This is a genomic window from Collinsella sp. 1033st1_E11_1033SCRN_220408 (assembly GCF_039062465.1).
In the GTDB taxonomy this organism is placed as follows: Bacteria; Actinomycetota; Coriobacteriia; order Coriobacteriales; family Atopobiaceae; genus Parolsenella.
On record NZ_JBCLNF010000001.1, the window covers coordinates 96431 to 121663 of the forward strand.

The 25233-nt window shown below is 63.5% G+C and carries 19 protein-coding genes and 4 tRNA genes; 19 read left to right on the forward strand and 4 right to left on the reverse strand.

Going from position 1 to position 25233, the window contains the following annotated elements:
* The first annotated feature begins 1 nt into the window (after window position 1).
* The 5 genes from ABCN07_RS00405 to ptsP all read left to right on the forward strand — a co-directional run bounded on the left by ABCN07_RS00405 (window position 2) and on the right by ptsP (window position 4396).
* A tRNA-Lys gene (locus tag ABCN07_RS00405) sits at window positions 2-77 on the forward strand.
* Between the two features lie 347 nt (window positions 78-424).
* Window positions 425-877 carry a PTS sugar transporter subunit IIA gene (locus ABCN07_RS00410; RefSeq protein WP_320679774.1) on the forward strand — a complete coding sequence of 151 codons (453 nt, stop codon included), beginning with the start codon at window positions 425-427 and terminating at the stop codon, window positions 875-877.
* 231 nt (window positions 878-1108) lie between these two features.
* Complete coding sequence (locus ABCN07_RS00415) at window positions 1109-2125, forward strand: 1-phosphofructokinase family hexose kinase (RefSeq protein ID WP_317285825.1); 1017 nt, start codon at window positions 1109-1111, stop codon at window positions 2123-2125.
* A 186-nt stretch (window positions 2126-2311) separates the two neighbouring features.
* Window positions 2312-2575, forward strand: a complete 264-nt coding sequence (locus ABCN07_RS00420) for an HPr family phosphocarrier protein (protein ID WP_293813900.1) — start codon at window positions 2312-2314, stop codon at window positions 2573-2575.
* Between the two features lie 114 nt (window positions 2576-2689).
* On the forward strand, window positions 2690-4396 hold the full coding sequence (ptsP, locus tag ABCN07_RS00425) for a phosphoenolpyruvate--protein phosphotransferase (protein ID WP_343004905.1): 1707 nt from the start codon (window positions 2690-2692) through the stop codon (window positions 4394-4396).
* Window positions 4397-4661: 265 nt separating this feature from the next.
* Here ptsP and ABCN07_RS00430 read toward each other — a convergent pair.
* Both ABCN07_RS00430 and ABCN07_RS00435 read right to left on the reverse strand, forming a co-directional pair.
* Window positions 4662-4735: transfer RNA gene (locus ABCN07_RS00430), tRNA-Gly, on the reverse strand.
* Window positions 4736-4741: 6 nt separating this feature from the next.
* Window positions 4742-4818: transfer RNA gene (locus tag ABCN07_RS00435), tRNA-Pro, on the reverse strand.
* Between the two features lie 364 nt (window positions 4819-5182).
* Here ABCN07_RS00435 and ABCN07_RS00440 point away from each other — a divergent pair.
* The 10 genes from ABCN07_RS00440 (at window position 5183) to ABCN07_RS00485 (ending at window position 16820) form a co-directional block, all read left to right on the forward strand.
* Window positions 5183-6115, forward strand: a complete 933-nt coding sequence (locus ABCN07_RS00440; RefSeq protein ID WP_343004906.1) for a YegS/Rv2252/BmrU family lipid kinase — start codon at window positions 5183-5185, stop codon at window positions 6113-6115.
* A 358-nt stretch (window positions 6116-6473) separates the two neighbouring features.
* Window positions 6474-7829 carry an NADP-specific glutamate dehydrogenase gene (gene gdhA / locus ABCN07_RS00445; RefSeq protein WP_343004907.1) on the forward strand — a complete coding sequence of 452 codons (1356 nt, stop codon included), beginning with the start codon at window positions 6474-6476 and terminating at the stop codon, window positions 7827-7829.
* A 203-nt stretch (window positions 7830-8032) separates the two neighbouring features.
* Window positions 8033-8119 (forward strand) — tRNA-Leu (locus ABCN07_RS00450).
* 140 nt (window positions 8120-8259) lie between these two features.
* Entirely contained in the window at window positions 8260-9582 is a 1323-nt protein-coding gene (gene tig / locus ABCN07_RS00455; RefSeq protein ID WP_343004908.1) for a trigger factor, read from the forward strand.
* 175 nt (window positions 9583-9757) lie between these two features.
* A complete protein-coding gene (locus ABCN07_RS00460) occupies window positions 9758-10381 on the forward strand; it encodes an ATP-dependent Clp protease proteolytic subunit (protein WP_293813905.1) in 624 nt (207 codons plus the stop codon).
* A 24-nt stretch (window positions 10382-10405) separates the two neighbouring features.
* On the forward strand, window positions 10406-11761 hold the full coding sequence (gene clpX / locus ABCN07_RS00465; RefSeq protein ID WP_343005162.1) for an ATP-dependent Clp protease ATP-binding subunit ClpX: 1356 nt from the start codon (window positions 10406-10408) through the stop codon (window positions 11759-11761).
* A gap of 3 nt (window positions 11762-11764) precedes the next feature.
* Entirely contained in the window at window positions 11765-12493 is a 729-nt protein-coding gene (locus ABCN07_RS00470; RefSeq protein WP_343004909.1) for a TRIC cation channel family protein, read from the forward strand.
* 9 nt (window positions 12494-12502) lie between these two features.
* On the forward strand, window positions 12503-14137 hold the full coding sequence (gene sdaAA, locus ABCN07_RS00475; protein WP_343004910.1) for an L-serine ammonia-lyase, iron-sulfur-dependent, subunit alpha: 1635 nt from the start codon (window positions 12503-12505) through the stop codon (window positions 14135-14137).
* Between the two features lie 140 nt (window positions 14138-14277).
* On the forward strand, window positions 14278-15177 hold the full coding sequence (locus tag ABCN07_RS00480; protein WP_343004911.1) for a YitT family protein: 900 nt from the start codon (window positions 14278-14280) through the stop codon (window positions 15175-15177).
* A gap of 236 nt (window positions 15178-15413) precedes the next feature.
* Window positions 15414-16820: an aminopeptidase gene (locus ABCN07_RS00485; protein WP_343004912.1), complete on the forward strand. Its 1407-nt coding sequence runs from the start codon at window positions 15414-15416 to the stop codon at window positions 16818-16820.
* Window positions 16821-16974: 154 nt separating this feature from the next.
* Here the strand turns inward: ABCN07_RS00485 and ABCN07_RS00490 are convergent, their stop codons facing one another.
* Window positions 16975-17652: an HAD-IA family hydrolase gene (locus ABCN07_RS00490; RefSeq protein WP_343004913.1), complete on the reverse strand. Its 678-nt coding sequence runs from the start codon at window positions 17650-17652 to the stop codon at window positions 16975-16977.
* Window positions 17653-17836: 184 nt separating this feature from the next.
* Here ABCN07_RS00490 and ABCN07_RS00495 point away from each other — a divergent pair, with 184 nt between their 5' ends.
* The 4 genes from ABCN07_RS00495 to ABCN07_RS00510 all read left to right on the forward strand — a co-directional run bounded on the left by ABCN07_RS00495 (window position 17837) and on the right by ABCN07_RS00510 (window position 24491).
* A complete protein-coding gene (locus tag ABCN07_RS00495; RefSeq protein WP_343004914.1) occupies window positions 17837-20581 on the forward strand; it encodes a phosphoenolpyruvate carboxylase in 2745 nt (914 codons plus the stop codon).
* Window positions 20582-20879: 298 nt separating this feature from the next.
* A complete protein-coding gene (locus ABCN07_RS00500; protein WP_343004915.1) occupies window positions 20880-22157 on the forward strand; it encodes a hypothetical protein in 1278 nt (425 codons plus the stop codon).
* A gap of 115 nt (window positions 22158-22272) precedes the next feature.
* Window positions 22273-23544: an SPFH domain-containing protein gene (locus tag ABCN07_RS00505; protein ID WP_343004916.1), complete on the forward strand. Its 1272-nt coding sequence runs from the start codon at window positions 22273-22275 to the stop codon at window positions 23542-23544.
* Between the two features lie 110 nt (window positions 23545-23654).
* Window positions 23655-24491, forward strand: a complete 837-nt coding sequence (locus ABCN07_RS00510) for a hypothetical protein (RefSeq protein WP_343004917.1) — start codon at window positions 23655-23657, stop codon at window positions 24489-24491.
* A gap of 108 nt (window positions 24492-24599) precedes the next feature.
* Here the strand turns inward: ABCN07_RS00510 and ABCN07_RS00515 are convergent, their stop codons facing one another.
* Window positions 24600-25229 (reverse strand): response regulator transcription factor, encoded by a 630-nt coding sequence (locus ABCN07_RS00515; RefSeq protein WP_343004918.1) that lies wholly within the window; start codon window positions 25227-25229, stop codon window positions 24600-24602.
* Window positions 25230-25233 lie beyond the last annotated feature (4 nt).

A 25233-nucleotide genomic window follows, 5' to 3' on the forward strand; every position in this document is an offset into this window, starting at 1 on the left:
TGGACCGTTAGCTCAGCTGGTAGAGCAGGGGACTCTTAATCCCAAGGTCCAGGGTTCGAGTCCCTGACGGTCCACCATTGCATGCAAGGCCCCGGTAATCCCGGGGCCTTTTGCTATTTCTGGCCACTGCGTCGCGATGCGGTGCTGGGGTTTGGCTACTGCGTTGCGATGTGTCCCTGGACTCGCGCTGCCGTGCCGTAATGCGGCCCTGTTGCCACGAGTGCGCCTTGGATGCATATCGCTTGCCTGGTTTTGCAAACAGTCCGGACTGCCATGCGTTTCGCTCCTGCTAACGCTTGTGAAATTTGGTATATCTTTTTGCAAATCGGTTACATCTATTTGCGAGCTGGCTCGCACGTGAGTACCATGCTTCCGGTATGAATGACATCGGCCGGCGGGGGCTGGCCGGGAGAGGGGAGACCCAATGGCACTGCTCGACAATGACCACGTGATTCTTGATTGCGCCGCCACCGCTCGCGACGAGGCTCTTGACCTTGCCGCGCAGAAGGCAGCCGAGCTCGGCGTTGGTGCGGACGCGTCCACGCTCGCAGAGGCCCTCAAGGCTCGCGAGGCCGAGGGTTCCACGGGTATGATGGGCGGCTTCGCCATTCCTCACTGCAAGTGCGCTGAGGTTGCAGACCCCTGCATCGTCGTTCTCCGCTTCGCTGAGCCCGTCGAGTGGGAGACCATGGACAAGGCTCCCGTCAAGGTCGCCGTCGCCCTGTTCATCCCCGATGGCGAGCGTGGCACCGAGCACCTCCGCATCCTCTCGAAGCTTGCCGTTATGGTTTCGGATGCCAACTTCTGCTCCTCCGTCTTTGATGCCGCGGAGGCCTCCCAGGTCGTCGACGCGATCAACGCCGGCCTCGAGCAGTAGGGAGATTTCTCGTCGCGCGGCGGCGTTTCGGGCCGCGCCAGAAGAGTCCCTTACTTCTTGTCGGGTTCGTCCTCCGTGCGGAGGCGTCCGATGGCAAGATTTTTGCTAAAACCCAGCATATGGCCATTAAACGGAGGTCAACTTTTTGGCTGAGTGGCTCCTGAAAGCACTGTCGGGGGCCCTTTCGTGTGTCATACTGGAGTCTGCGGAAAACTGAGGAAGGAGCGCCCCTTGATTTACACCGTTACCTTCAACCCTGCTGTCGACTACGTGATGCACCCCACGACGCTCGACATGGGCTTCACCAACCGTTCCACGAGCGAAGAGGTTCGTTGTGGCGGTAACGGCATCAATGTCTCCAGCATCCTGAACGAGCTCAACGTTGACACCATCTGCCTCGGCATCATCGCCGGCTTCACTGGTGACTACATTCTCGAGACCCTTCAGAGCGCGGGTGTCACGTGCAACTTCGTGCGCCTCGAGAAGGGCTTCACGCGCATCAACGTCAAGCTCAACGGCATCGTGATGACGATCATCAACGGCATGGGCCCCAAGATCCCGAACGACAAGGTCGATGAGATGTTTGGCCGCCTTGACCGCATCAAGGCCGGTGACACCCTCGTCCTCACGGGTTCCATCCCCAAGTGCCTGCCTGATGACATGTACCAGATCATCATGACTCGCCTCGCCGGCCGTGGCATCCGCTTCGTCGTCGACGCTCCGGGCACGCTTCTGCTCCAGTCCCTCGAGTCGAAGCCTTTCATGATTAAGCCCAACCACCACGAGCTCGGCAAGCTCTTCGACGTCTCCCCGGAGACCCCGGAGGAGTGCCTGCCCTACGCGCGTCTGCTTCACGAGCGCGGCGCCCAGAACGTCGTTGTCTCCTGCGGTGGCGAGGGTTCTGCGCTCGTCGCGGCTGATGGCACCGAGTACATCACCAAGTGCCCGCCGTGCCGTCTCGTGAACGCCACGGGCTCCGGCGACTCGATGGTCGCCGGCTTCCTCGCGAGCCTCGACGCCGGCAAGTCCTACCAGGACGCCCTCAACTTCGCGAGCGCCTGCGGTTCCGCCACCGCTGCCAGCAAGGGCCTTGCCCAGCGCTCGACCATCGATAAGTTCTATGACAGCCTCACCAAGATTATGGACGAGGAGCTCGCCAAGAAGGCCACTGCTTCTAAGGAGAAGAAGCCGGCCAAGGAGGCAAAGCCTGAGGCCAAGGAGGCAAAGGAAGCCAAGGACGCAGAGTAGCCGTTTGTCGCAGATTCGATGGTGTTGACGAACGGAAGCGTTTTGGTTGGTTATTTAGGTTCCAGCGTGCTCATGGTCTGCTAGACTCGACCTAGGCACGTGGGTGAGTCGCGGGGGTATCCGTCGGCTCATAGTGTTTATGGGGTAGGGCTCGCAAGGGTCATAAAGAAAAAAGAGGAGTTCAGCATGGTTTCCGAGAAGGTTACGCTCATCAATCCGCAGGGTCTTCACATGCGTCCGGCCGGCACCTTTGCCTCCGCTATGGGCAAGTTCGCCAGCACCGTGACCATCGTTGCCGATGGCAAGGAGACCAACGGCAAGTCGCCGATGGCCCTCATGGCCGCTGGCCTTTCCTGCGGCACCGAGATTGAGATCAAGTGCGATGGCGCTGACGAGGCTGACGCTCTCGCCGCCGCCGTCGAGCTCGTCAAGAGCGGCATCGGCGAGTAGTATCGCCTTTGGGGCCTTGGCCCCGTGCCACAAATGGCGTGTTAAGGAGGGCGGCGCACTGCGCTGACCCTCCTTTCTATTGCTACTTAGGGTACTTAGATCCAGGGGGGATTCATGTACAAGGGTGTTAACGCGTCTGACGGTATCGGCATCGGCTCTGCCCAGGTTGCCGTCGAGCCGGACCTGTCCTACGTTCCGGCCACGCACCAGGACACTGACGAGGAGGAGCGCGCCCGCTACCAGGCCGCCCTCGATGCCTTCTGCGTCAAGACGCAGGCTCAGGCTGACCGCATGAAGGTTACGGTCGGCGAGAAGGAGGCCGAGATCATGGTGGGTCACATCACCATGGCCAACGACCCCTTCATGATCGATGAGGTCAACAACCGCATCAACGACGGCAAGTGCGCCGAGCAGGCCATCGACGAGGTCTGCGACATGTTCTACGCCATGTTCGACGCCTCTGAGGAGCAGCTCATTCGCGAGCGCTGCGCTGACGTCCAGGACATCCGCACCGGCATCCTCGCCGAGCTTCTCGGCAAGGAGCTTGTCGACCTCTCCGTCCTTCCCAAGGACTCCATCGTCGTCGTGCACGACCTCACGCCGTCCATGACCGCCACGATCGACAAGGAGAACGTCGTCGGCATCGTGACCGAGGTCGGCGGCCGCACCTCCCACTCCGCGATCATCGCCCGCGCTCTCGAGATTCCGGCCGTCCTGTCGCTCGAGAACGCTTGCTCCCTCATCAAGAACGGCGACACCGTCGTCGTGAACGGCAGCACCGGTGAGGTCGTCCTCGCTCCGTCTGAGACCGAGCTTGAGGGTTTCAGGGATCTTGCCGAGAAGGCCGCTGCCGAGAAGGCCGCGCTCGAGGCCTACCGTGGCGTCCCGACGAAGACCGCCGACGGTCTCGAGAAGCTTCTCGTTGCCAACATCGGCAACCCCGACGACGCCAACGTCGCCGCTGAGCGCGACGCCGAGGGCGTTGGCCTGTTCCGCTCCGAGTTCCTCTTCATGGATGCCACCGAGCTCCCCAGCGAGGACGAGCAGTTCGCCGCGTACCAGAAGGTCGCCCTTCGCATGAAGGACAAGCCGGTCATCATCCGTACCCTCGATGTGGGCGGCGACAAGGAGATCCCGTATCTCCACCTCACCCATGACGATAACCCGTTCATGGGCTACCGTGCCGTCCGTTACTGCCTCTCCAACGCCGATCAGTACAAGGTGCAGCTCCGCGCCCTGCTCCGCGCCTCCGCCTTTGGCGACATCAAGATTATGATCCCGCTGGTGACTGACCTTGACGAGGTCCGCGACGTCAAGAAGCTCGTGGAGGAGTGCAAGGCCGAGCTCGACGCCGAGGGCGTGGAGTACAACAAGAACATCGAGGTTGGCACCATGATGGAGACGCCCGCCGCCTCCCTCATCGCCGACGACCTTGCCGCCGAGTGCGACTTCTTCTCCATCGGCACGAACGACCTTATCGGCTACACGATGTGTGCTGACCGCGGCAACGATGCCGTGCGTTACCTTTACACCGTCTATCAGCCCGCGGTGCTGCGCTCCATCAAGCGCATCATTGAGGAGGGCAACAAGGCCGGCATCATGGTTGGCATGTGCGGCGAGGCCGCGGCCGATCCGCTGCTCATCCCGATGCTGATCTCCTTCGGCCTGGATGAGTTCTCCGTGAGCGCCCCGTCGATCCTGCGCACCCGCAAGATCATCTCCCAGTGGACGAAGGCCGAGGCTGACGCCCTGGCCGAGAAGGTCCTCGCGCTCAAGACCAAGGAAGAGGTCAAGGCTGCGCTCGAGGCCGCCCAAAAGTAGTTGGGCGTTTTCTGGTGGCTGCCGGGAGTGTACCGGGAGCTGCTGAGCGTCATGCGTATCGCATGATATAAAGGCGGTCGTCATCGCTGCGTGCGGTGGCGACCGCTTTTTGTGTGCTTTGGGGGATGCAATTGCGGCACCACGGCGTGCAGAGACGTGCGCATGACAGCTGGGCGGATCCGTGTTGTTTGTCATCAATCGTTACGTCGAGTACGGAAAACAAAACAGCCCAGAGGCTTGAATGCCTCTGGGCTGCTGTTTTGCATGGAGCGGGTGACGGGAGTCGAACCCGCGTCATCAGCTTGGAAGGCTGAGGTTCTACCGTTGAACCACACCCGCATGCGTTGGTCGGGGCGACTGGATTCGAACCAGCGACCCTCTGCTCCCAAAGCAGATGCGCTACCAAACTGCGCCACGCCCCGGAACGCCGGTTAAGTATAGGCGAGCAGCCCGATTGGGGCAAACGAAAAGTTGTGCGATTGGAAAATGGTGGGCAAACGATGGCGCATCGATGGCCAAGCGATGACCAAACGATGGGGCTGGTCATCTTGCAATGTGGCTTATGTCGCGTCGGCTTTGCGCTCGCGCCATTTTTGAGTGGCAACCGGGCGGGCACACAGGTTCGAGCGACTGGCGGACGGCGCGCAAGTCTGAACGACCGGTGGACGGCGCGCAAGTTTACCCGCGGCGTCACCGCTCGAACACCCAGGCTCGGCGCGAGTCTGTATTGGGGGATACAATGGAACGCAGCGCCGGCGCAGGGCCGGCTGGATCCTCGGAGGGACCATGGCGTTCTCGCTCGGCCACACGCTCGTCATCGCAAACCCGGCATCGCAGAGCGGCGCCGGTGCCGAAGGCGCGGAGTTCGTTCGTCGCACGCTCGCGGCGTACGAGTCCGCGACGGACGGGTTCGACGTTCGCCTCACCTCCGGCCCCAAGGCCGCTACGGACATGGCCGCGGCGGCCTCCTCGTTCGACACGGTCCTTGCCCTTGGTGGCGACGGTGTGATCCACGAGGTCGTAAACGGCCTGATGAAGATTGACGACGACCACCACCGTCCGCGCCTCGGCGTTATCCCTTTGGGCTCGGGAAACGACTACGCCCGCACTCTCGGCATGGCGCCGAACGACCCGGACAAGTCCCTCGCGCAGATCCTCCGAGGCACCACGCGTCGCGTAGACCTCGGCCTCGTAAATGGCACGTACTTCGATGAGACGCTGTCGTTTGGCGTCGATGCCGCCATCGCGATCGATACCATGGAGCGCCGTCTCGCGACGGGTGCCCACGGTACGCGTCTGTTCGCGGCGTCCGGCATCGACGTCATCCGCCGGGAGATGCGCCGCTGGCCCTTCCGTGCCGTGATCGACGGCGAACCGATCGAAGGCAGCTCCGTTATCTTCACCGTCCAGGTTGGCCCCACGTACGGCGGCGGGTTCCGCATCTGCCCGGACGCCGTGTGTGACGACGGCCTGCTCAACATCTGCTATTCCGAGGGCTCGCCCTCGACCATCGAGGCCCTCGGCATTCTCGCGCGCGCTCGCGTGGCGCTCCACACCGGTTCGCGCTACCTGCGCTTCCGCACGGCGTCGAGCATCGTGATCGACTTCGACGGCGAGCCGCCCTGCCAGACTGATGGCGAGCGTTGCGAGGGGTCGCACTTCGAGATATCTTGCGCCCACCGCGCGATCGAGGTCATCCACCCTACGCGCAGCGCGTAGGGGAGGGGCCGCGCGCCCGTCGCGGCCGCCGTCCGCGCCGCGGCTGCCACACGCGCCCGTCGCAGCCGCCATGCTCACGCCTGCCTCGTGCTCATCGCAGCCGCTACGCCTGCCGCGCCGCCGGTGCCGCGCGGCCATTGTGAAGACATCGGGTTGAGTTTGTTACAACGGTGCTAATCGTGCTTGCGCGCGTGCTTTGTGGAAACGCCTGAAATGTATTTTATTGAGCGTCTGTCCAATATTTGCCGCGCGCCGTGGGGCACGGTTCGCGACCTGTGGCTTGGCGTGTCTGTCGCCTGTGTGACATGCAATCTGCCAGGTCCGTTTGCGCCAAGATGGCGCATGAGAGGAGACGTCGATGACGTATACCGAAAGGGTTCTCGACGAGCTTAAGACCCGTTACCCTGAGCAGCCCGAGTTCCTCCAGGCGGCGACCGAGATTCTCGGTACCCTACAGCCTTGCATCGATGCGCACCCCGAGTACGAGGAGGCCGCCCTTCTCGAGCGTCTCGTTGAGCCCGAGCGCGTGATCATGTTCCGCGTGCCGTGGGTCGATGACTCCGGCAAGGTCCAGGTCAACCGCGGCTTCCGCGTCGAGTTCAACTCCGCCATCGGCCCCTACAAGGGTGGCCTGCGCTTCAATCCCACCGTCACGCTCGGCATGCTCAAGTTCCTCGGCCTCGAGCAGATCCTCAAGAACAGCCTGACCACCCTTCCCATGGGCGGCGGCAAGGGCGGCTCTGACTTCGACCCCAAGGGTAAGTCCAACAACGAGATCATGCACTTCTGCCAGTCCTTCATGACCGAGCTCGCCCGTCACATCGGCCCCAACACCGACGTTCCCGCTGGCGACCTCGGCGTCGGCGGCCGTGAGGTTGCCTACCTGTTCGGTCAGTACAAGCGTCTCCGCAACGAGTGGACCGGCGTCCTCACGGGCAAGGGCCTCTCCTTCGGTGGCTCGCTCGCCCGTACCGAGGCCACCGGTTACGGCCTCGCCTACTTCGTTGACGAGTACCTCAAGAGCAACGGCGACTCCTTCGAGGGCAAGAATGTCGTTGTCCACGGTTCCGGCAACGTCGCCATCTACGCCGTCCAGAAGGTCTCGCAGCTCGGCGGCAAGGTTCTCGCCTGCTCCGATACTCACGGTTGGGTCGAGGATCCCGAGGGCATTGACTACACCGTCCTCGAGCATGTCTACAACAAGAAGCGCTCCGGCCACGACAAGGGCGTCTCCCTCGCCATGTATGTCGACGAACGCCCCGCTGCCACCTGGCACGAGGGTGACGGCCGCGGCGTCTGGCAGCTTCCCTGCGACATCGCGCTTCCCTGCGCTCGCGAGAACACGCTGCATCTCGAGGACGCCAAGGCCCTCGTCGCCAACGGCGTGAAGGTCGTGGGCGAGGGCGCCAACATGCCCACGACGATTGACGCGACCGAGTACTTCCAGGCCAACGGCGTCGTCTTCATGCCCGGCAAGGCCGCTAACGCCGGCGGCGTGCTCGTCTCCGGCCTCGAGATGAGCCAGAACGCCGAGCACCTCTCTTGGACCTTCGAGGAGGTCGACGGCAAGCTCGAACAGCTCATGCGCGGCATGTTCCACAATGTCGACGACACCGCCAAGAAGTATGGCCACGAGGGCAACTTCGTCATGGGCGCCAACATCGCCGGCTTCGAGAAGGTCGCCGACGCCATGATGGCTCAGGGCGTCTGCTAGGGAGTCTCCTGCATTCGGGCGTCCATCAACGGGTCGACGGCTTGCCGGGAGTAGCTCGCGAGTCGTCTGCGCCCTCGCGAATCTAGCGCGCACCAACGGCGCCGCGCCCAGGCGGGCTTCGGCTCTTCCTCAGTCGGGCGCGACGTCGCAGATTCTCCATCGTTGACAAGTGCTCACTTAGGTTACTATTGAGCGGTTGCCATGCGGGCGTGGCGGAACTGGTAGACGCGCTGGATTTAGGTTCCAGTGGGGGAGACTTCGTGCAGGTTCGATTCCTGTCGCCCGCACCATTGACTGTTTGAGGAGGTCGTCGTGATTGCGGCGACCTCCTTTTGCGTCTCAGCAGATGCTGTTCTCATTTGCTAGAATCGTTTATGTTTGTGCATGGGTGGGTCACTCCCGCCCACGGAATGACCATCCAGGAGGAACGTTGAAGATCACCGTCACCGCCACCGAGCCCAAGGACAACAAGCTCGAGGCCAACATTACCGTCGCCGCCGCTGATGTCGATGCCGCCATCAAGAAGGCTTACAAGGACATCGCCAACCAGTATCGCTTCCAGGGCTTCCGCAAGGGCAAGGCCCCGCGTCCGGTCATCGACGGTCTCGTCGGCAAGAACTACGTGCTCGCCCAGGCTTCCGAGGATGTCCTCCAGCAGGCCCAGCCGCTCATGCTCGACGAGCTCGACATCGTGCCCGTCGGCGAGCCCCACTTCGACGGCGAGGCCAAGCTCGTCACCGAGGGCGCTGACTTCGAGGCTACCCTTGTGATCGACGTTCGCCCGGACTGCGAGCTCGAGAGCTATGACGCCCCCGAGATCAACATGCCTCCCGCGGAGGTCACCGAGGCCGAGCTCGCCGAGCAGCTCGACGCCCTCCTGAGCTATCGCGCCTCCTTCGAGGACGCTGCTGACGATTACGTCGCCGCCGAGAACGACCTGCTCACCATCGACGTCGAGAACGTCGAGAACGGCGAGTCCCTCGCTGGCGAGGACCGTCCGTTCATGCTTGGCTCCACCCAGGTTCCCGCCGAGTTCAACGATGCCATCAAGGGCATGAAGGTCGGCGAGACCAAGGACGTCGAGATCCACGTCAACGGCACCGACGAGGCCGAGGCCAAGACCATTAAGGTCAAGGTCACCCTCAAGTCCGCCAAGAAGCGCGTCCTCCCCGAGCTCAATGACGAGTTCGCCAAGTCCGCTGGCTTCGACACCGTCGACGCCTTCAAGGATGCCGTCAAGGACGAGATCGCCAAGGACAAGGAGACCAGTCTCCCCAACCTCAAGGAGAGCCGCGTTATCGAGAAGCTCGCCGAGGCCCTCAAGCTCGACGAGGTCCCCGAGGACTACGTCAAGCAGGTCCACGATGAGATCGCCCAGGACATCCTCGCCCAGCTCCAGCGTCAGGGCCTCACCCTCGACGCCTGGCTCAACGCCCGCGGCATCCAGGCCCACGAGTTCCTGAACGACCTGAACGAGCAGGCCCTCGAGCGCGCCCGTCAGTCCCTCGCCCTCGACGCCCTTGCCAAGAAGCTCGGCTTCGAGGCCTCTGACGAGGACATCCGCGCCGAGTTCGAGGATGCCGGTGTCGCTGACGTCGACGCCTCCCTCAAGGAGTTCAAGGAGGCCGGCCGTATGCCCGCCGTCCGCGAGAGCATCAAGCGCACCAAGGCCGTCGATTGGCTCGTCGAGAACGCCAAGGTCAACATCGTTGACGAGGTTGCCGAGCGTCGTGCCGCTCGCGACGCCGAGTAGCATTTTCCGCCCGTTCGGGCTCTCACTCCCATAAAGGGGTATAAGCGCCGGGCGGGGTGATTTCCCCGCCCGGCTTTTTCTCCCCGAGCGAGCTCGCCAGCATAGGCTGGGAGGCGAACGCTCCCGCAAGATAAGATGGCCGGCTCATCCGCGCCTGATCACAATGGAGGACCACATGGTCAACCCGGTTCGCAACATTCCCAACATCCCGTATGTCGTCGAGCAGACCCCTCGCGGCGAGCGAAGCTACGACATCTACAGCCGCCTGCTCAACGATCGTATCGTCTTCCTCGGCGAGGAGGTCACTCGCGACTCCGCCAACCTCGTGGTGGCGCAGCTCCTGCACCTCGAGAGCCAGGACCCGGACAAGGACATTATGCTCTACATCGACTCGCCCGGCGGCGATGTCTATGCGGGTCTCGGCATCATCGACACGATGAACTACATCAAGCCCGACGTCTGCACCATCTGCGTGGGTATGGCTGCCTCCATGGGCGCCGCCATCCTCGCCTGTGGCGCAAAGGGCAAGCGCATGGCGCTTCCCAACTCGATGGTCCTCATCCACCAGCCGAGCTCCGGCGTCCAGGGCCAGCAGACCGACATCCAGATCGTCGCTGACGAGACCAAGTGGATTCGCCAGCACCTCAACGAGATGCTGGCCGAGGCCACGGGCCAGCCGGTCGAGCGCATCAACGAGGATACCGAGCGCGACCGCTACCTGCGCGCTGCCGAGGCCTGCGAGTACGGTCTCGTCGACAAGGTCATCACCTCGCGCGCTGACGCCGCCAAGGAGGAGTAACCAGTGCCCCAGTACCATGACCCCATGAACCCCAAGGACGTTTGCTGCTCGTTCTGTGGCAAGTCCCGCGATCAGGTGCGCAAGCTCGTTCAGGGCGCCAACGGCGTCTACATCTGCGACGAGTGCATCGCTGCCTGCTCTGACATCATTCATGGCACGCCTGGCTACGCCCATGATGTCGACGTGGATGACGAGGGCACGCTCGAGGAACTCCTGCCGCTCGAGCAGCTTCCCACGCCGCACCAGATCTATGACGAGCTCTCGCAGTACGTCATGGGCCAGGAGGACGCCAAGCGCGCGATGAGCGTGGCCGTCTACAACCACTACCGCCGCGTGCTCTATGGCATGGAGAACGACCTCTACGCCGAGGAGTACGAGCACCTCCAGCATGTCGCCCACGACACCGGCACCGAGGACGTGCTTGGTTCGAACGAGCCCGTTGAGCTTGCGAAGAGCAACATCCTGCTCCTAGGTCCCACGGGCACCGGCAAGACGCTGCTCGCCCAGACGCTCGCGCGCTTCCTGCGCGTCCCCTTCGCCATCGCTGACGCCACCTCCCTCACGGAGAGCGGCTATGTGGGCGAGGATGTCGAGAACATCCTGCTCAAGCTCATTACCGCGGCTGACGGCGACGTCGAGCGCGCCCAGGTCGGTATCGTCTATATCGACGAGGTCGACAAGATCGCGCGCAAGGCGGAGAACCTCTCCATCACGCGAGACGTCTCCGGCGAGGGCGTGCAGCAGTCGCTGCTCAAGATCCTCGAGGGCACCATTGCGAGCGTCCCGCCCCAGGGTGGCCGCAAGCATCCGCAGCAGGAGCTCATCAAGATCGACACGACGAACATCCTGTTCATCTGCGGTGGCGCCTTCGTGGGTCTCGACAAGATTGTTGCGGACCGTATCGGCAAGAAGGGCATCGGCTTCAACTCCGAGCTCGCCAAGAAGGTCACCGAGTCCCAGGATGACCTCATGGCTGAGGTCACGCCCCAGGACCTGCACACCTTCGGCATGATTCCTGAGTTCGTAGGCCGTCTGCCCGTCATCTGCTCCACCAAGCAGCTGACCGAGGACGACCTCGTGCGCATCCTCACCGAGCCGCGCAACGCCATCATCAAGCAGTATGTTCGCATGTTCGAGATCGAGGGCGTCAAGCTCGAGTTCGAGGACGAGGCCGTTCGCGAGATGGCACGCCTCGCGCTGGCCCGCAAGACCGGCGCCCGCGGCCTTCGCGCCATTGCGGAGAAGGTTCTGCAGCAGACGATGTTTGATGTCCCGAGTGACCTCTCCGTCTCCAAGGTCATTGTGACCAAGGAGGCAGTCGCCGGTGAGGAACAGCCTAAGCTCGTGCACACGCACAAGGCCGGGAACCGTTCGGAGTAGCGCATGCCCGTTCTTGACGCTAGCGCCGTCCTGGCGATTCCCTGGGGTATCGATTACGCGTCTGTGGTCGTCGGCGTGCTCACGGGCGCGATGTTCGGCTGCAGGAGCAAGCTCGATGTCGTCGGAACCACCGTCGCGGGCTTTCTCACGGGGTTTGGCGGCGGCATCGTGCGCGATCTGCTACTGGGCGCCTCCAACATCTACTTCATGTCGCACCCGGACCTCATCTTGGTGTCGCTCGCGATCTGCCTTCTGACGTTCTACTTCCGTGGGGTCTTTCTCGACCTCAACCGTTCCATTCTGGTTGCGGACACGCTTTCCGTCGCGCTCTTTGCGCTCGCGGGCTCCTCGAAGGCGTTCGCCTACGGGCTCGACCCGGTCTACGTCGTCATCCTCGGCACCATTACGGCCGTGGGTGGCGGCGCCCTGCGCGACGCGATGGCAGGTGTGACCCCGGCCATCTTCCGCGGGTCGAACTTCTACGCCGTGGCGTGTCTGGGCGGTTCCGTCGTCTTTGCCGCCATGGCGTACTTCGGGCTTCCGCTCGTCGCGGCGGGCTTTGGCTGTGTGGGCGCCGTGCTCGCCTTGCGCTATCTCTCGATTCGCTTCGATTGGAAAACGCGCGAGTACTGTGACCTGACGCCTCGCGTCGTCGCTGCCGCGAAGGGTGCCAGCAGCTTGTCCCATCAACCTGACCGCTTAGATGCGCTCCCGAACGGGCGCGAAGACTAGGGGGAGACCGTGTCGAACGTCCTCGACATCATCGGACCCGTCATGATCGGTCCGTCGAGCTCTCACACCGCGGGAGCCGCGAGGCTGGGACTTGTGTCCCGCATGCTGTTGGGGGCGGATCCGAAGAGCGTCCGCGTGACGCTCTATGGGTCATTCGCGAAGACCTACAGCGGTCACGGCACGGACCGCGCCCTCGTCGCCGGTGCCCTCGGACTCCATGCGGATGACGTGCGCCTGCGTGACTCCCTTGACCTTGCGCGCGAGCGCGGGGTCGAGGTCTCCTTTGTGGTTTGCGATGACGAGGACGAGGGTCTCCATCCCAACACCGCCCTGATTGAGCTCGCCTCCGCGGAGGGCAAGCATGTGGCCGTGCTCGGCAGCTCCATCGGCGGCGGTCAGGTCGAGGTCACTCGCGTCGATGGCATACGCGTTCGCATTACCGGCCTCAAGCGCACGCTCATCGTGCGCCACACTGACAAGCCTGGCCTCATCGCCTGCGTGACGGACGTCCTTGCCGCCGGAGGTGCGAACATCTGCGACTTCGCGCTTGCTCGCCAGGAGCGTGGCGGCGTGGCGGTCATGAGCATCGAGGTCGAGAACCAGCTCGATGGCGACATCGCCGAGCGCATCGAGCGCCTTGACGGCGTTGAGCGTTGTACGGTGCTCGAGCCCGTTGGCGCCATGGATGCGAGCGAGCCCGCCAAGGCCGGGGAGGTTCCCGCGACGGACGGTCTTGCGACAGACTTCCTCCTCGGCACGCTCGAGCCCGCCGTCAAGGCGGCACAGGATGCCGGAGTGCCCATCTCCCACGTCATCCTCGCCCAGCAGGCGCGCGTCATGGAGATGGCTCCCGGCGAGCTTTATGCGCTCATGCGCGACCGCCTTGCCGTCATGGACTCCTGCGTGGACCCCGGAAGTGACCCCTCTCTTCGTTCCATGAGCGGACTCACCGGAGGAGACGCCGCCCGCATGCTCGCCCGCGAGGCCGCCGGCAGGCCGCTCTGCGGAGGCATCGTTACGGGTGCCGTGAGGCGAGCCCTCGCCGTGAGCGAGCTCAACGCCGCCATGGGCCGCGTCGTCGCCGCACCCACCGCCGGCTCCTGCGGCATCCTGCCCGCCGCCGTCCTCTCCATGCGAGACGAGCGCGGATGCTCGGAGGGCGCTTGCGTCATGGCGCTGTTCACCGCCGCTGCCGTGGGCCTCGTGATCGAGCACGCCGCGACGCTTGCCGGCGCCGAGGGAGGATGCCAGGCGGAGACCGGCGCCGCGGCTGCGATGGCCGCCGCGGCTGTGACCGAGCTCGCCGGTGGCACGCCTCGCCAATGCGCCTCCGCCGCCTCGATGGCGATTCAGAGCCTGCTCGGCCTGGTCTGCGACCCCGTCGCCGGTCTCGTGGAGGTGCCCTGCGTCAGACGCAACGCCACGGGTGTGAGTGTTGCCCTCACCTGCGCGGAGATGGCCCTCGCCGGTATCTCCGCCACGATTCCCTTCGACGAGGCGGTCACGGCGATGAGGCGCGTGGGCGCGGTCATGCCGTCAACCCTGCGCGAGACGGGGGAGGGTGGCCTCGCCGCGACGCCCACGGGGCGTGCCCTCGACGAGAAGGCCTTTGGCGGATGCGCCGCGTGCGGCGCCTGCAGATAGTTCACGTCCGCACTTCTTGTGGCGCCTGCAGATAGCGCACGCCCGCGCTTCTTGTTCCCTATACTCCATCGCGCTAGATTGCCTTTGCCATCTGCGGCGAGGACAATGGATGGTTGTCGTTACTACGGGAGGGGAGTTCCATGGCTATCGATTTTGAGGCTATCAGCAAGCGCAACCTGGCGCGTGATGGCGCGCTCGTCGTCGTGGGAACGCTGCTGTTCGCCGTCGGCCTCAACTGCTTCATGGAGCCCAACGGCCTCGCTCCCGGTGGAATCTCTGGTATCGCGATTATCGTCAGGGCCGCGGTCATCGCGCAGGGTGGCCCGGATATTCCCGTCGGCATCCAGACCCTCGTCATGAACGCGCTTCTCATGGTGCTCGCCTGGCGCGCGGGTGGTCCGCGCTACGTCGCCAAGTCGCTCGCGGGCATCGTGTTCTGTTCGGTCTTCATCGACCTCACGGCGCCGTTCCTGCCGGTTCTCGGCAATGGCGACCTGCTGCTTTGCGCGCTGTGGGGTGGCGTTGTCTCCGGCACTGGCCTCGGCCTCGTGTTCCGTGCGGGCAGCAACACCGGCGGCACCGACATCATCTGCCAGATCATCGCGCGCCACTCGATGTTTCCCGTGGGCACGTGGGTCATCATCACGGATTTCATGATCGTCGCGGCTTCTGCCCCGGTCTTCTCGGTCGAGAACGCGCTTTATGCCTGCATCGCCACCTATTTCATGGGCAAGGTCTGCGACATGGTGATTGACGGCCCCAGCCGCGAGCGCGTGGCGTGGATCATCTCGTCCGAGCACGAGGCGATTGCCCAGGCAGTTCTTGAGAACCTCGATCGCGGTTGTACCGAGGTCACGGCGAAGGGCAAGTATACCGGCGAGGAGCGCCCGATGCTCTTCTGCATCCTGAGCAGGTCAGACATCGCCCCGCTCAAGGACATCGTCGCCGAGGTCGACCCGGACGCCATCGTCGTCATTACCGAGGCCCACGAGGCCTTTGGCGAGGGCTTCCGCAAACTCGAGGGTGGAGCCTCGCTGTAACGTGCCGGCGCGCGCTCGGACGGCCGTGCGGGCACGTCCTACGCGGCGTGGACGGCTGCGCGCCGGCGGCCGCAATCGCCGCCCTTTTCGCCGAGACACGCACTTCTTCGAGATACTGCGCCCAAAACACCGCAACATCTCGTGAAAGTGTGTGTCTCGGCGTTGTTGTTTGCGCGCCCGACGCGCCGCCAGTTGCCTACAATCGTGTCGTTGATTCGTCTCTACGAGGAGGAAGTATGGAGCGCGAGAACGCCTGGAAGAAGTACACGGACGAGCAGCTTGAGCAGCTCGAGGCCCTGAGCTGCCGTTATCGCTCGTTCATCAGCGAGAACAAGACCGAGCGCGAGTGCGTCGCCACCGCTCAGGCCAAGGCCGAGGCCGCCGGATACGTGAGCCTCGATGACTTTGTCGCCAAGGGTCGTGCGCTCGAGGCCGGCGACAAGGTCTTCGTCAACACGCGCGGCAAGGCCCTCACCCTCTTCAACATCGGCACCGTCCCGATGTCGAAGGGCCTCAACATTCTCGGTGCCCACGTTGACTCGCCGCGCCTTGATGTCAAGCAGAACCCCGCGTACGAGAAAGCCGACCTCGCCTTCCTCGACACGCACTACTACGGTGGCCTCAAGAGCTCGCTGTGGGTTGCGACACCCCTCGCCATCCACGGCGTCGTCGCCAAGAAGGACGGCACCGTCGTGCCCGTCGTCGTGGGCGAGGACCCGGCGGATCCGGTCTTCTGCATCTCCGATATCCTGATTCACCTCGCCGGCGAGCAGATGAAGAAGACGCACGCCGAGGCCGTCGACCCCGAGGCTCTCGACGTCATCGTCGGCGGCAAGCCCGTCCGTCTCGGCGATGCCAAGGAGGAGGGCGCCGACGAGCCCAAGGAGCCGGTGAAGCGCCTCCTGCTCGATCTTCTCGCCGAGCGCTATGACATCGAGGAGGAGGACCTCCTCTCCGCCGAGCTCGAGATTGTCCCCGCAGGCCCCGCCCGCGACATGGGCCTCGACCGCTCGATGATCCTCGGCTATGGTCACGATGACCGCGTGTGCGCCTACACCTCGCTTGAGGCCATGCTCGACGTCGAGAGCGTCGAGCGCACGAGCGTGTGCCTGCTCGTCGACAAGGAGGAGATCGGCTCCGTCGGCGCCACGGGCATGCAGGCCCACTATTTCGAGAACGCCCTTGCCGAGGTAATGAATCTCGCTGGTGAGACCGGTGACCTCGCGCTGCGTCGCGCGCTTGCCGCCTCCCGCATGCTCTCGAGTGACGTTTCCGCTGGCTTCGACCCGGCCTACGCCGGCCAGTTCGAGGAGAAGAACAGCGCCTTCCTCGGTCGTGGCCTGTGCTTCAACAAGTACACGGGGTCTCGCGGCAAGAGCGGCTCGAATGACGCTGACGCCGAGTATGTGGCCCTCATCCGCGACATTATGGACGGCGAGGGCGTGAGCTTCCAGACCTGTGAGCTCGGTCGCGTCAACGCCGGTGGCGGCGGCACCATCGCCTACATCATGGCTCGCTACGGTATGGACGTCATCGACTCCGGCGTCGCCGTGCTCTCGATGCACTCGCTGTGGGAGGTCGTCAGCAAGGCTGACGTCTTCGAGGCCTACCGCGGCTACAAGGCGTTCCTTCACCGCGCCTAGGGCCACGCGGCCCTAGTGCCGGTATAGCCCCGGGACGAGCTAACTCTTTGGATAGCGGCTTCTGGGTAGGCCTGCTTTCGGGTGGGCCAACCGCCAGGGGCGAGTAGCAGCTCCCGGGAGGCCTGCTTTCGGGTGGACCTACTGCCAGGGGTGACTACTGCTCCCCAGAGATCAGGGACATGAGCTCGCAGGCGTCGCGCGCGATTATGGTCGCGCCGGCGTCTGCGAGCTGCTTTATGCTGCGGAAGCCCCAACAGACGGCGAGGCAGGGGAGACCCGCGTTGGCGCTCGTGGCGACGTCCACCTCGGAGTCGCCCACGTAGGCAGCGCGACCTTCGGTGGCGTCGCGCGCGGCCTCCTCGCCCATCAGGGAGAGCGCGAGGTCGACCATGTCGCGCGCGGGCTTCTTGGCAACGCCCTCACGCACGCCCACGGCGACGTCGAAGGCGTCCGGGAAGTGCTTGGCCACGAGGCTCGCCACTGCGTAGTCCGTCTTGTTGGAGACCACGGAGATGCGCCTGCCCTCCGCGCGAAGGCGCCCGAGGAGCTCGGGAATGCCGGGGTAGGGGTGCGTGTGGTCGTCGCAGTGGACGGCGTAGAACGAGTCGAACTCCGCCTGCATCGTGTCGATCATGTCCGCAGACGTGCCTCCGGGCACCGAGTTCTCGATGAGGCGGCGGATACCGTTGCCAACATATGCGCGCGTCTCAGCGAGGGTCTGCTCGGGCAGGCCTGCCCAAGTGAGCGTGTGGTTGATGGCGAGGTGAAGGTCCTCGAGCGTGTCGAGGAGTGTGCCGTCGAGGTCGAAGACGACAGTGCTGTAACCGGTCATGTGCTGCCTTTCGTCGTGTCTCGCCCTATCGTAGCGCGCTACTCTCCTCGAGTTTCCGGAACGTAACAAGTACGAAGTGTTCATGCGGCGCTGTTATTATTAACCAATGGCCATACGCGCATGTTGCCGGTTGCGGCGCATGCGTGAGACCGCATCCTGCATGGCGAGAGCCGAGGAGGCAACCTTGACGGAGAGAGACATCACAAACAGGCGAGACGCTCTACGCGCGGCGGAGGAGGAGGCGGCGAAGACATTCGCCGGCATCGACCTGCCGGAGAGCCTTCGCGTCAACCTCGAGCTGTTTCTGCGCCTTCTGCGCGAGGTCCTGAGCGAGTACTCGCCCGAGCTGCGTTCCACGTTCGATGAGGTCCTCGCCGACCTCATCGCCGCAGACGAGGTTGGCGTGGTCAGCGCCACCGGCGCGTCCACCGAGGACGAGAATTTCCAGGCCGCCTACGAGCTCATGCGCGGCCTCACCGTCGAGCAGCAGACCATGCTCACGCGCGCCCTCACCGCCTACTTCCATCTCGCGAACCTATCCGAGGAGAACTTCCGCGTCCAGACGCTGCACGAGCGCGAGCGCGAGGTCTCCCTCGACTCCGAGACCGACGAGTCCAACGCGCTCGCCATGGCCTACCACCAGCTTGTGGAGGAGGCCGGCGAGCAGCATGCCAACGAGCTTCTCGCGCGCCTCGAGTTCCACCCCGTGTTCACCGCTCACCCCACCGAGGCTCGCCGCAAGGCCGTCGAGGGCAAGATTCGTCGTCTTTCCCGCCTGCTCGAGCAGCACCCGCATCTGGGTGGCTCTGACCTTGCGGAGAACGAGCGCCACATGCTCCAGGAGATCGACGCGCTGCTGCGCACGAGCTCCATCGCGCTCAAGAAGCCCACGCCCGTCGAAGAGGCAGACACGATCATCGACATCTTCGACAACACCCTGTTCGACATGGTGCCGCAGGTCTACCGCCGCTTCGACGACTGGGTGCTCGGCGACAACGCCGGCAAGGTCCAGCCCTTCTGCCCGGCATTCTTCCACCCCGGCTCCTGGATTGGTTCCGATCGCGACGGTAACCCCAACGTCACGGCCAAGGTGAGCCGCCAAGTCGCCGCGAAGTTCTTCACGCACATGGTGGCCACGCTCGAGGACAAGTGCCGCCGCGTGGGTCGCAACCTCACGCTCGACGTCGACCACACCAAGCCCTCCGCCGAGCTCGTGAACCTGTGGAACCACCAGGTCGAGATGAGCGAGAAGCTCACCGCCCGTGCCGAGCTCATCAGCGAGTCCGAGCTGCACCGTGCCGTTATGCTTGTCATGGCGGATCGCCTGAAGGCCACGATCGTGCGTAACTCCGACACGATGTACCACTCCTGCGACGAGTTCCTCGAGGACCTGCGCATCGTCCAGCGCTCGCTCGTTGCCGGTGGCGCCACCCGTGCCGCCTACGGCCCGGTTCAGACGCTCATCTGGCAGACGGAGACGTTCGGCTTCCACATGGTGGAGATGGAGTTCCGTCAGCACTCGCTCGTTCACAGCCGTGCGCTTGCGGATATCAAGAAGCATGGTCGCAATGGCGAGAATGGCCCGCTCGATCCCATGACGCGCGAGGTACTCGACACGTTCCGTGCGCTGGGTTCCATCCAGAAGCGCTACGGTGCCAAGATGGCCCGTCGCTACATCATCTCGTTCACGAAGAGTGCCCAGAACGTCGCCGACGTCTACGAGCTCAACCGCATCGCCTTCGCGCATGCCGAGGACGTGCCCACCATCGACGTCATCCCGCTGTTCGAGCAGCTCGAGGACCTCGAGAACTGTGTGGACGTGCTCGACGGCATGCTCAAGCTTCCGGATGTCCAGACGCGCCTCGCGGCAACGAACCGCCGCATGGAGGTCATGCTCGGCTACTCTGACTCCTCGAAGGACGCCGGCCCAACCACCGCCACGCTCGCGCTGCACTCTGCGCAGGAGCGCATCGCCCAGTGGGCTCGTCGCAACCACATCGATCTCGTGCTCATGCACGGCCGCGGTGGTGCCGTGGGTCGTGGAGGCGGCCCGGCCAACCGTGCCGTGCTCGCCCAGCCCGCGGGTTCGGTCAACTGCTTCTTCAAGCTCACGGAGCAGGGCGAGGTCATCTTTGCACGTTACGGCAACCCCGTGCTCGCCCAGCGCCACCTCGAGAGCGTTGCCGGCGCCACGCTCCTTCAGAGCGCCCCGTCCGTCGAGAAGACGAACACCGAGATGACCAAGAAGTACGCGGATATGGCAGCCGAGCTCTATGGCGCGAGCCATGACCACTTCGTCGAGCTGCTGAACACGCCGGACTTCACGCCGTGGTTCTCCACCGTAACGCCGCTCGTCGAGATTGGCCTCCTGCCGATCGGCTCGCGTCCCGCCAAGCGTGGCCTAGGCGCCAAGTCGCTCGATGACCTTCGCACGATTCCCTGGGTCTTCAGCTGGAGCCAGGCGCGCATCAACCTTGCCGCCTGGTACGGTTTGGGCACGGCGTGCGAGAAGCTCGGAAACCTCGATCTTCTGCGCGCCGCCTACAAGGAGTGGCCGCTGTTCACGACGTTCATCGATAACATCGAGATGTCCATAGCCAAGACCGACGGACGCATCGCCCGCCACTACCTGGCTCTGGGCGACCGCGATGACCTCGCCGAGATGGTTATGGACGAGATGGCGCTCACGCGCAAGTGGACGCTTGCCATCGTGGGCGACGAGTGGCCGCTGCAGCACCGCCGCGTGCTTGGCCAGGCCATCCGCGTGCGCAACCCCTACGTGGACGCCCTGTCCATCTCCCAGGTGCGTGCCCTCACGGCCCTGCGCGAGCACGAGGCAGAGCTCACTGCCAAGGAGCGCGACGCTTACATCAAGCTCATCCTCTCCGCAGTCGCCGGAGTCTCCGCCGGTCTGCAGAACACCGGGTGATGTTCAGGCTTTAGCCCTATTGCAACTATGCCCGCCGGTAGCACTCGCTGTCGGCGGGTGACAAAGGGACAGTCCCTTTGTCAACTTTTCAAGCCTACCTCGCGATTCTCGCGCGGGGCAGGCTTTTTTGTCGGCGAGTTTTCAATTTGGGCCATTTGTCCCAAACCGTGGCTCGCAAGGGGCCTTATGGGCATGTGATTGTGCCTTCCTGGGAATCAGAATCCTAGGTGAGAGGGATACGGGCGTTGTGTTCGTGGCATCGCTTTAATCTGTCAAACCTGTAGGCAGGGAGGCAAGTATGGGGCTCGAGAGCGTCAACTACCAGTGTCCGGCGTGCGGGGGTCCGTTGCGCTATGACGGCGGCAAGGGCAAGCTCGTCTGTGACCATTGCGATTCCGAGTTTGAGGTTGCGCAGATCGAGGCCATGTTCGCCAACGCCGAGGCCAAGGCAGAGGAGCGGGCGGCGGGTGCTAGCGCTCAGACGCTTGACGGCGGCTATGTCTGCGCGTCGTGTGGCGCCCAGCTCATGACTGACGGCACCGTTGCCGTCTCTCGTTGCCCCTACTGCGGCAACCAGACCATGCAGGCGGCCACCTTTACGGGTGACTTCAAGCCTGACCTCGTCATTCCCTTCAAGCTCGATCACAAGGCTGCCGTCGCCGCCCTTGACGAGCACTACAAGGGCAAGATCCTCCTTCCGCGCGAGTTCAAGACGGGCAACCACATCGACGAGGTCCAGGGCGTCTACGTGCCCTTCTGGCTCTACGACTCCAACGCCAACGGCAGTGCCACGTTTGAGGCAACCAATACCCGCAGCTATATGCGCGGTGACGACGAGATTATCGAGACTGATCACTACACCTGCGAGCGCTCTGGCTCCATGGCCTTCACGCTCATTCCCGTCGATGGTTCCACGCGTATGCCTGACGGCCACATGGATTCCATCGAGCCGTATGACTACCAGTCTCTGGTTACCTATTCTTCTGCCTACCTTCCTGGCTTCCTGGCGAATCGCTGGGACGAGGACGTCGATGCGTGCCGCTGCCGCGCGGAGCATCGCGTCACCAAGAGCGTCGAGAACGCCCTTGGCGAGACCGTGACCGGTTATGCCACGGTCGACTGCACGTCTTCTAACGTCGACTGTGGCTGGCACGACGAGAGGTGCGCCCTGTTTCCGGTGTGGATGCTGAGCACGAGCTGGGAGGGGCAGAACTTCCTGTTTGCGATGAATGGTCAGACCGGGCGCCTCGTGGGCGATCTTCCCATCTCCAAGCCCAAGCTCATCGCCATCTGCGCCGTTGTCTTCGCTGTGCTCTTCGGTGGGTTGTGGGTCGGCATGGACGGCGCCTCCGTCATGGAGTCCGATAACCCGCTTTGGGGCCTTGCGATGATCGTCCTCATTCCCGTCATCATCACCGTCATCGTCGGTGCTGTCCTCGTGGGGCAGATGAAGAGCGCGATTGAGGCTGGTCAGGCGGATACCTACCTCGACCGGAGCACCTTCCAGCTTGCCTCCCAGAGCGATACCTACACGCACACCACGACGCAGGTCATCCACCACGAGAAGAAGAAGTAGTAGCAGCGTCTTTGCGACGCGCATTCGATTGGCTCCAGCACGTACATAACGGCCGTGCCCCGCGGGGCGCGCCAACCGGCTCCACCACGTTCGCCACTTCGAGAAAGGAAACACCATGGGACTTCTTAAGGCTGGTATCGGTGCGGCATCTGGCGTTCTTGCCGACCAGTGGCGCGAGTACTTCTACTGTGAGGCCCTCGATGCTGACACGCTCGCCGCGAAGGGCCAGAAGCGCACGGGTAACCGCAGCAGTAACAAGCATGGCGAGGAGAACATCATCTCTGACGGCTCGATCGTCGCCGTGGCTGATGGCCAGTGCATGATCATCGTCGAGGACGGCGCCATCGTCGACGTCTGCTCCGAGCCGGGTAAGTTCGTCTATGACACTGGCACCGAGCCCTCCGTATTCACGGGTAATCTCGGCGAGAACATCAAGAGGAGCTTCCAGGAAGTCGGCAAGCGCTTCTCCTTCGGTGGTGACACTGGCAAGGACCAGCGCATCTACTACTTCAACACCAAGGAGATCATCGGCAACAAGTACGGTACCGCGAGTCCCGTGCCGTTCCGCGTCGTTGACAACAAGATTGGTCTCGATGTCGATATCACGGTCCGCTGCAACGGCGAGTACTCCTACAAGATCGTCGACCCGCTGATGTTCTACAAGAACGTCTGTGGCAACGTTGACACCGTCTACACGCGTGACCTGATCGACTCACAGCTCAAGAGCGAGCTGCTGACCGCGCTCCAGCCCGCCTTCGCGCGTATCTCCGAGATGGGCATTCGCTACAGCGCGGTGCCGGCTCACACCAAGGAGCTCGCTGCCGCCCTCAACGAGGAACTCAGCTACGAGTGGCGCGATCGTCGCGGTATCGAGGTCGCCGCCTTTGGCGTCAACACGATCAGCGCCCCTGAGGACCAGGAGCAGATGATTCGTGACCTCCAGAGGGCTGCCGTTATGGCCAACCCGACGATGGCCGCCGCAAACATCGCGGCCGCCCAGAGCGACGCCATGCGCACCGCTGCGGCGAACCCCGCCGGTGCCGCCATGGGCTTCATGGGCATGGGTATGGCGGGCGGCATGGGTGGTATGAATGCCGCGCAGCTGTTTGCCCAGGGTCAGCAGCAGGCGGCCCAGATGCCGGCTCAGCAGGCCCCCGCTCAGGCAGCTCCCGGCATGGCGGGCGCGGCTGTCGCCGCCGGTGGTGCTCCTGCCGGTTCCTGGACCTGCTCGTGCGGTGCCGTCAACGCGGGTAACTTCTGTTCGACGTGCGGCTCTCCCAAGCCCGCCCCGGCTGCTCCCCAGGCTCCCGCCGAGTGGTACTGCCCGTCCTGCGGCACGAAGAACTCCGGCAACTTCTGCATGAGCTGCGGTACGCCGAAGCCGTAGCGGCATAAGCGTCTGCTTTGGGCGCGGGGCGTTCGAGCCTCCCTTCCGCATCCGCGCCCGGGCAGGCGCCGAGAGACGACTAGCAAAGCAAGTGGGAGAAAGGACAAGACATGAAGAAGACGGCGAACCTCTGGCGAAGGATGCTCGTTGGCATCGCGCTCATGCTCACCATGTGCCTCGCCCTTGTGGGCTGCGGCGGCGGTGGCGGCTCCGCTGAGTCCAAGCTCATCGGCTACTGGGAGCTTTCCGGCGGCACCCTCGAAGGCGAAGAGCTCGATGACGAGTTTATCCAGATGATGAAGGATTGGGATGCTCACATGATCATCCACTTCGCCGAGGACGGTAAGTGCGAGGTGGACATGTTCGGCGACGTCTACGACGCCACGTGGGATGCCAAGGCCAAGACCATGGAATGGGAGGGGGAGACCGTCGAGTTCAAGCTTGACGGCGACACCCTGAGCATCGTTGACGGATCGGATCACATCGAGTTCAAGAAGGGCAACTCGACCGACCTTGCTTCCTTCATCGAGACTGATCGCTCCACCATGACTCGCAGCGGCACCGATTCCACCACGGACTCTGACGTCGAGCCTGCCATGATCCCCCTCGATCCCGTCCAGACCATCGCTGATGACGAGTGGATCACCGCCACGGTCGACGCGAAGTACGCTGACGAGTACGGCTACGTTGGTCTTGTCATTTCCGTCAGGAACAACTCCAACGAGAACGTCACGCTCTATTCGCCCACCGGCATGAACTACGTCGACAACGTCGAGCACGAGGCTTGGTTCAGCTGCAGCCTGACGCCCGGAGAGACCATGACCACCGAGCTCTACTACGACGGCATCACCTCTGTGGATCAGCTCGTCAACATCACCCTCAACCTCGGCCTTTACTATACCGAGTCCTATGACGACATCTGCAGCTATAGCACCGTCGTTATGTAACTCTTCGTGCGATAGCCGTCCGTTCGTGAGCTAAGTCATGAACAAGGGGCCGGGACGCTTCGAGTGTCCCGGCCCCATTTCTATGCACTGGTGACGCGGTGTCGGCTCCTACTTGTCGCCGATGCGCGGGACGATGGAGCCTTCCGCCACGGCATGCACGGCGAGGCGGAGGATGTTGTCATAGCCCGTCTTGGCGAGGATTTCTCCGATGCGACGCTTGACCGTGCCTTCGCTCATGAAGAGCTCGCTGGCGATCTCCTTGCGGCTCTTGGCCTCGCAGACGAGGCGGAGAATCTGGATCTCCTCATCCGTGAGGGCCGCGCTTCCGGAGAAGACGGAATCCGGAGCCTTGGGGAAGGTCGAGTAGCCGGAGTCCGTGGAGCGCATCACGGAGAGTAGCTCCGAGATGCCAACGTTCTTGTACACGAAGCTGTCGACCCCGGCGTCACGCGCTTGCTCGACGAAGGTGATGTCCGGCATGCCCGTCATGATGACGACGCGCGTCTTGGGGGAGTCTCGCTTGATGCGCTTGGCAGCCACTATGCCACTCGAGTCATTCTCGGTGCAGACGTCCATGAGGGCGAGGTCGACGCCGCCCCTGGCAACGAAGCCAGGTGCCTCGGCGGCATCTACAAGCGAGGCGACGACATGCATGTCTGGCTGGGAATCGATGGTGGAGACGAGGCTTTCCCTGAGCATCGCCTGGTCTTCGACGATCAACACGCCAATGATTTCCATGTGA

Excerpts from the sequence above, each read along its gene's own strand:
- gdhA (WP_343004907.1), top strand. The coding sequence starts at position 6,474 with ATGACGTATACCGAAAGGGTTCTCGACGAGCTTAAGACCCGTTACCCT.
- ABCN07_RS00510 (WP_343004917.1), top strand. The coding sequence starts at position 23,655 with ATGAAGAAGACGGCGAACCTCTGGCGAAGGATGCTCGTTGGCATCGCG.
- ABCN07_RS00470 (WP_343004909.1), top strand. The coding sequence starts at position 11,765 with ATGCCCGTTCTTGACGCTAGCGCCGTCCTGGCGATTCCCTGGGGTATC.
- ABCN07_RS00515 (WP_343004918.1), bottom strand. The coding sequence starts at position 25,229 with ATGGAAATCATTGGCGTGTTGATCGTCGAAGACCAGGCGATGCTCAGG.
- ABCN07_RS00505 (WP_343004916.1), top strand. The coding sequence starts at position 22,273 with ATGGGACTTCTTAAGGCTGGTATCGGTGCGGCATCTGGCGTTCTTGCC.
- ABCN07_RS00490 (WP_343004913.1), bottom strand. The coding sequence starts at position 17,652 with ATGACCGGTTACAGCACTGTCGTCTTCGACCTCGACGGCACACTCCTC.
- ABCN07_RS00485 (WP_343004912.1), top strand. The coding sequence starts at position 15,414 with ATGGAGCGCGAGAACGCCTGGAAGAAGTACACGGACGAGCAGCTTGAG.
- ABCN07_RS00420 (WP_293813900.1), top strand. The coding sequence starts at position 2,312 with ATGGTTTCCGAGAAGGTTACGCTCATCAATCCGCAGGGTCTTCACATG.
- ABCN07_RS00410 (WP_320679774.1), top strand. The coding sequence starts at position 425 with ATGGCACTGCTCGACAATGACCACGTGATTCTTGATTGCGCCGCCACC.
- ABCN07_RS00440 (WP_343004906.1), top strand. The coding sequence starts at position 5,183 with ATGGCGTTCTCGCTCGGCCACACGCTCGTCATCGCAAACCCGGCATCG.
- ptsP (WP_343004905.1), top strand. The coding sequence starts at position 2,690 with ATGTACAAGGGTGTTAACGCGTCTGACGGTATCGGCATCGGCTCTGCC.
- ABCN07_RS00480 (WP_343004911.1), top strand. The coding sequence starts at position 14,278 with ATGGCTATCGATTTTGAGGCTATCAGCAAGCGCAACCTGGCGCGTGAT.
- ABCN07_RS00460 (WP_293813905.1), top strand. The coding sequence starts at position 9,758 with ATGGTCAACCCGGTTCGCAACATTCCCAACATCCCGTATGTCGTCGAG.
- ABCN07_RS00500 (WP_343004915.1), top strand. The coding sequence starts at position 20,880 with ATGGGGCTCGAGAGCGTCAACTACCAGTGTCCGGCGTGCGGGGGTCCG.
- clpX (WP_343005162.1), top strand. The coding sequence starts at position 10,406 with ATGAACCCCAAGGACGTTTGCTGCTCGTTCTGTGGCAAGTCCCGCGAT.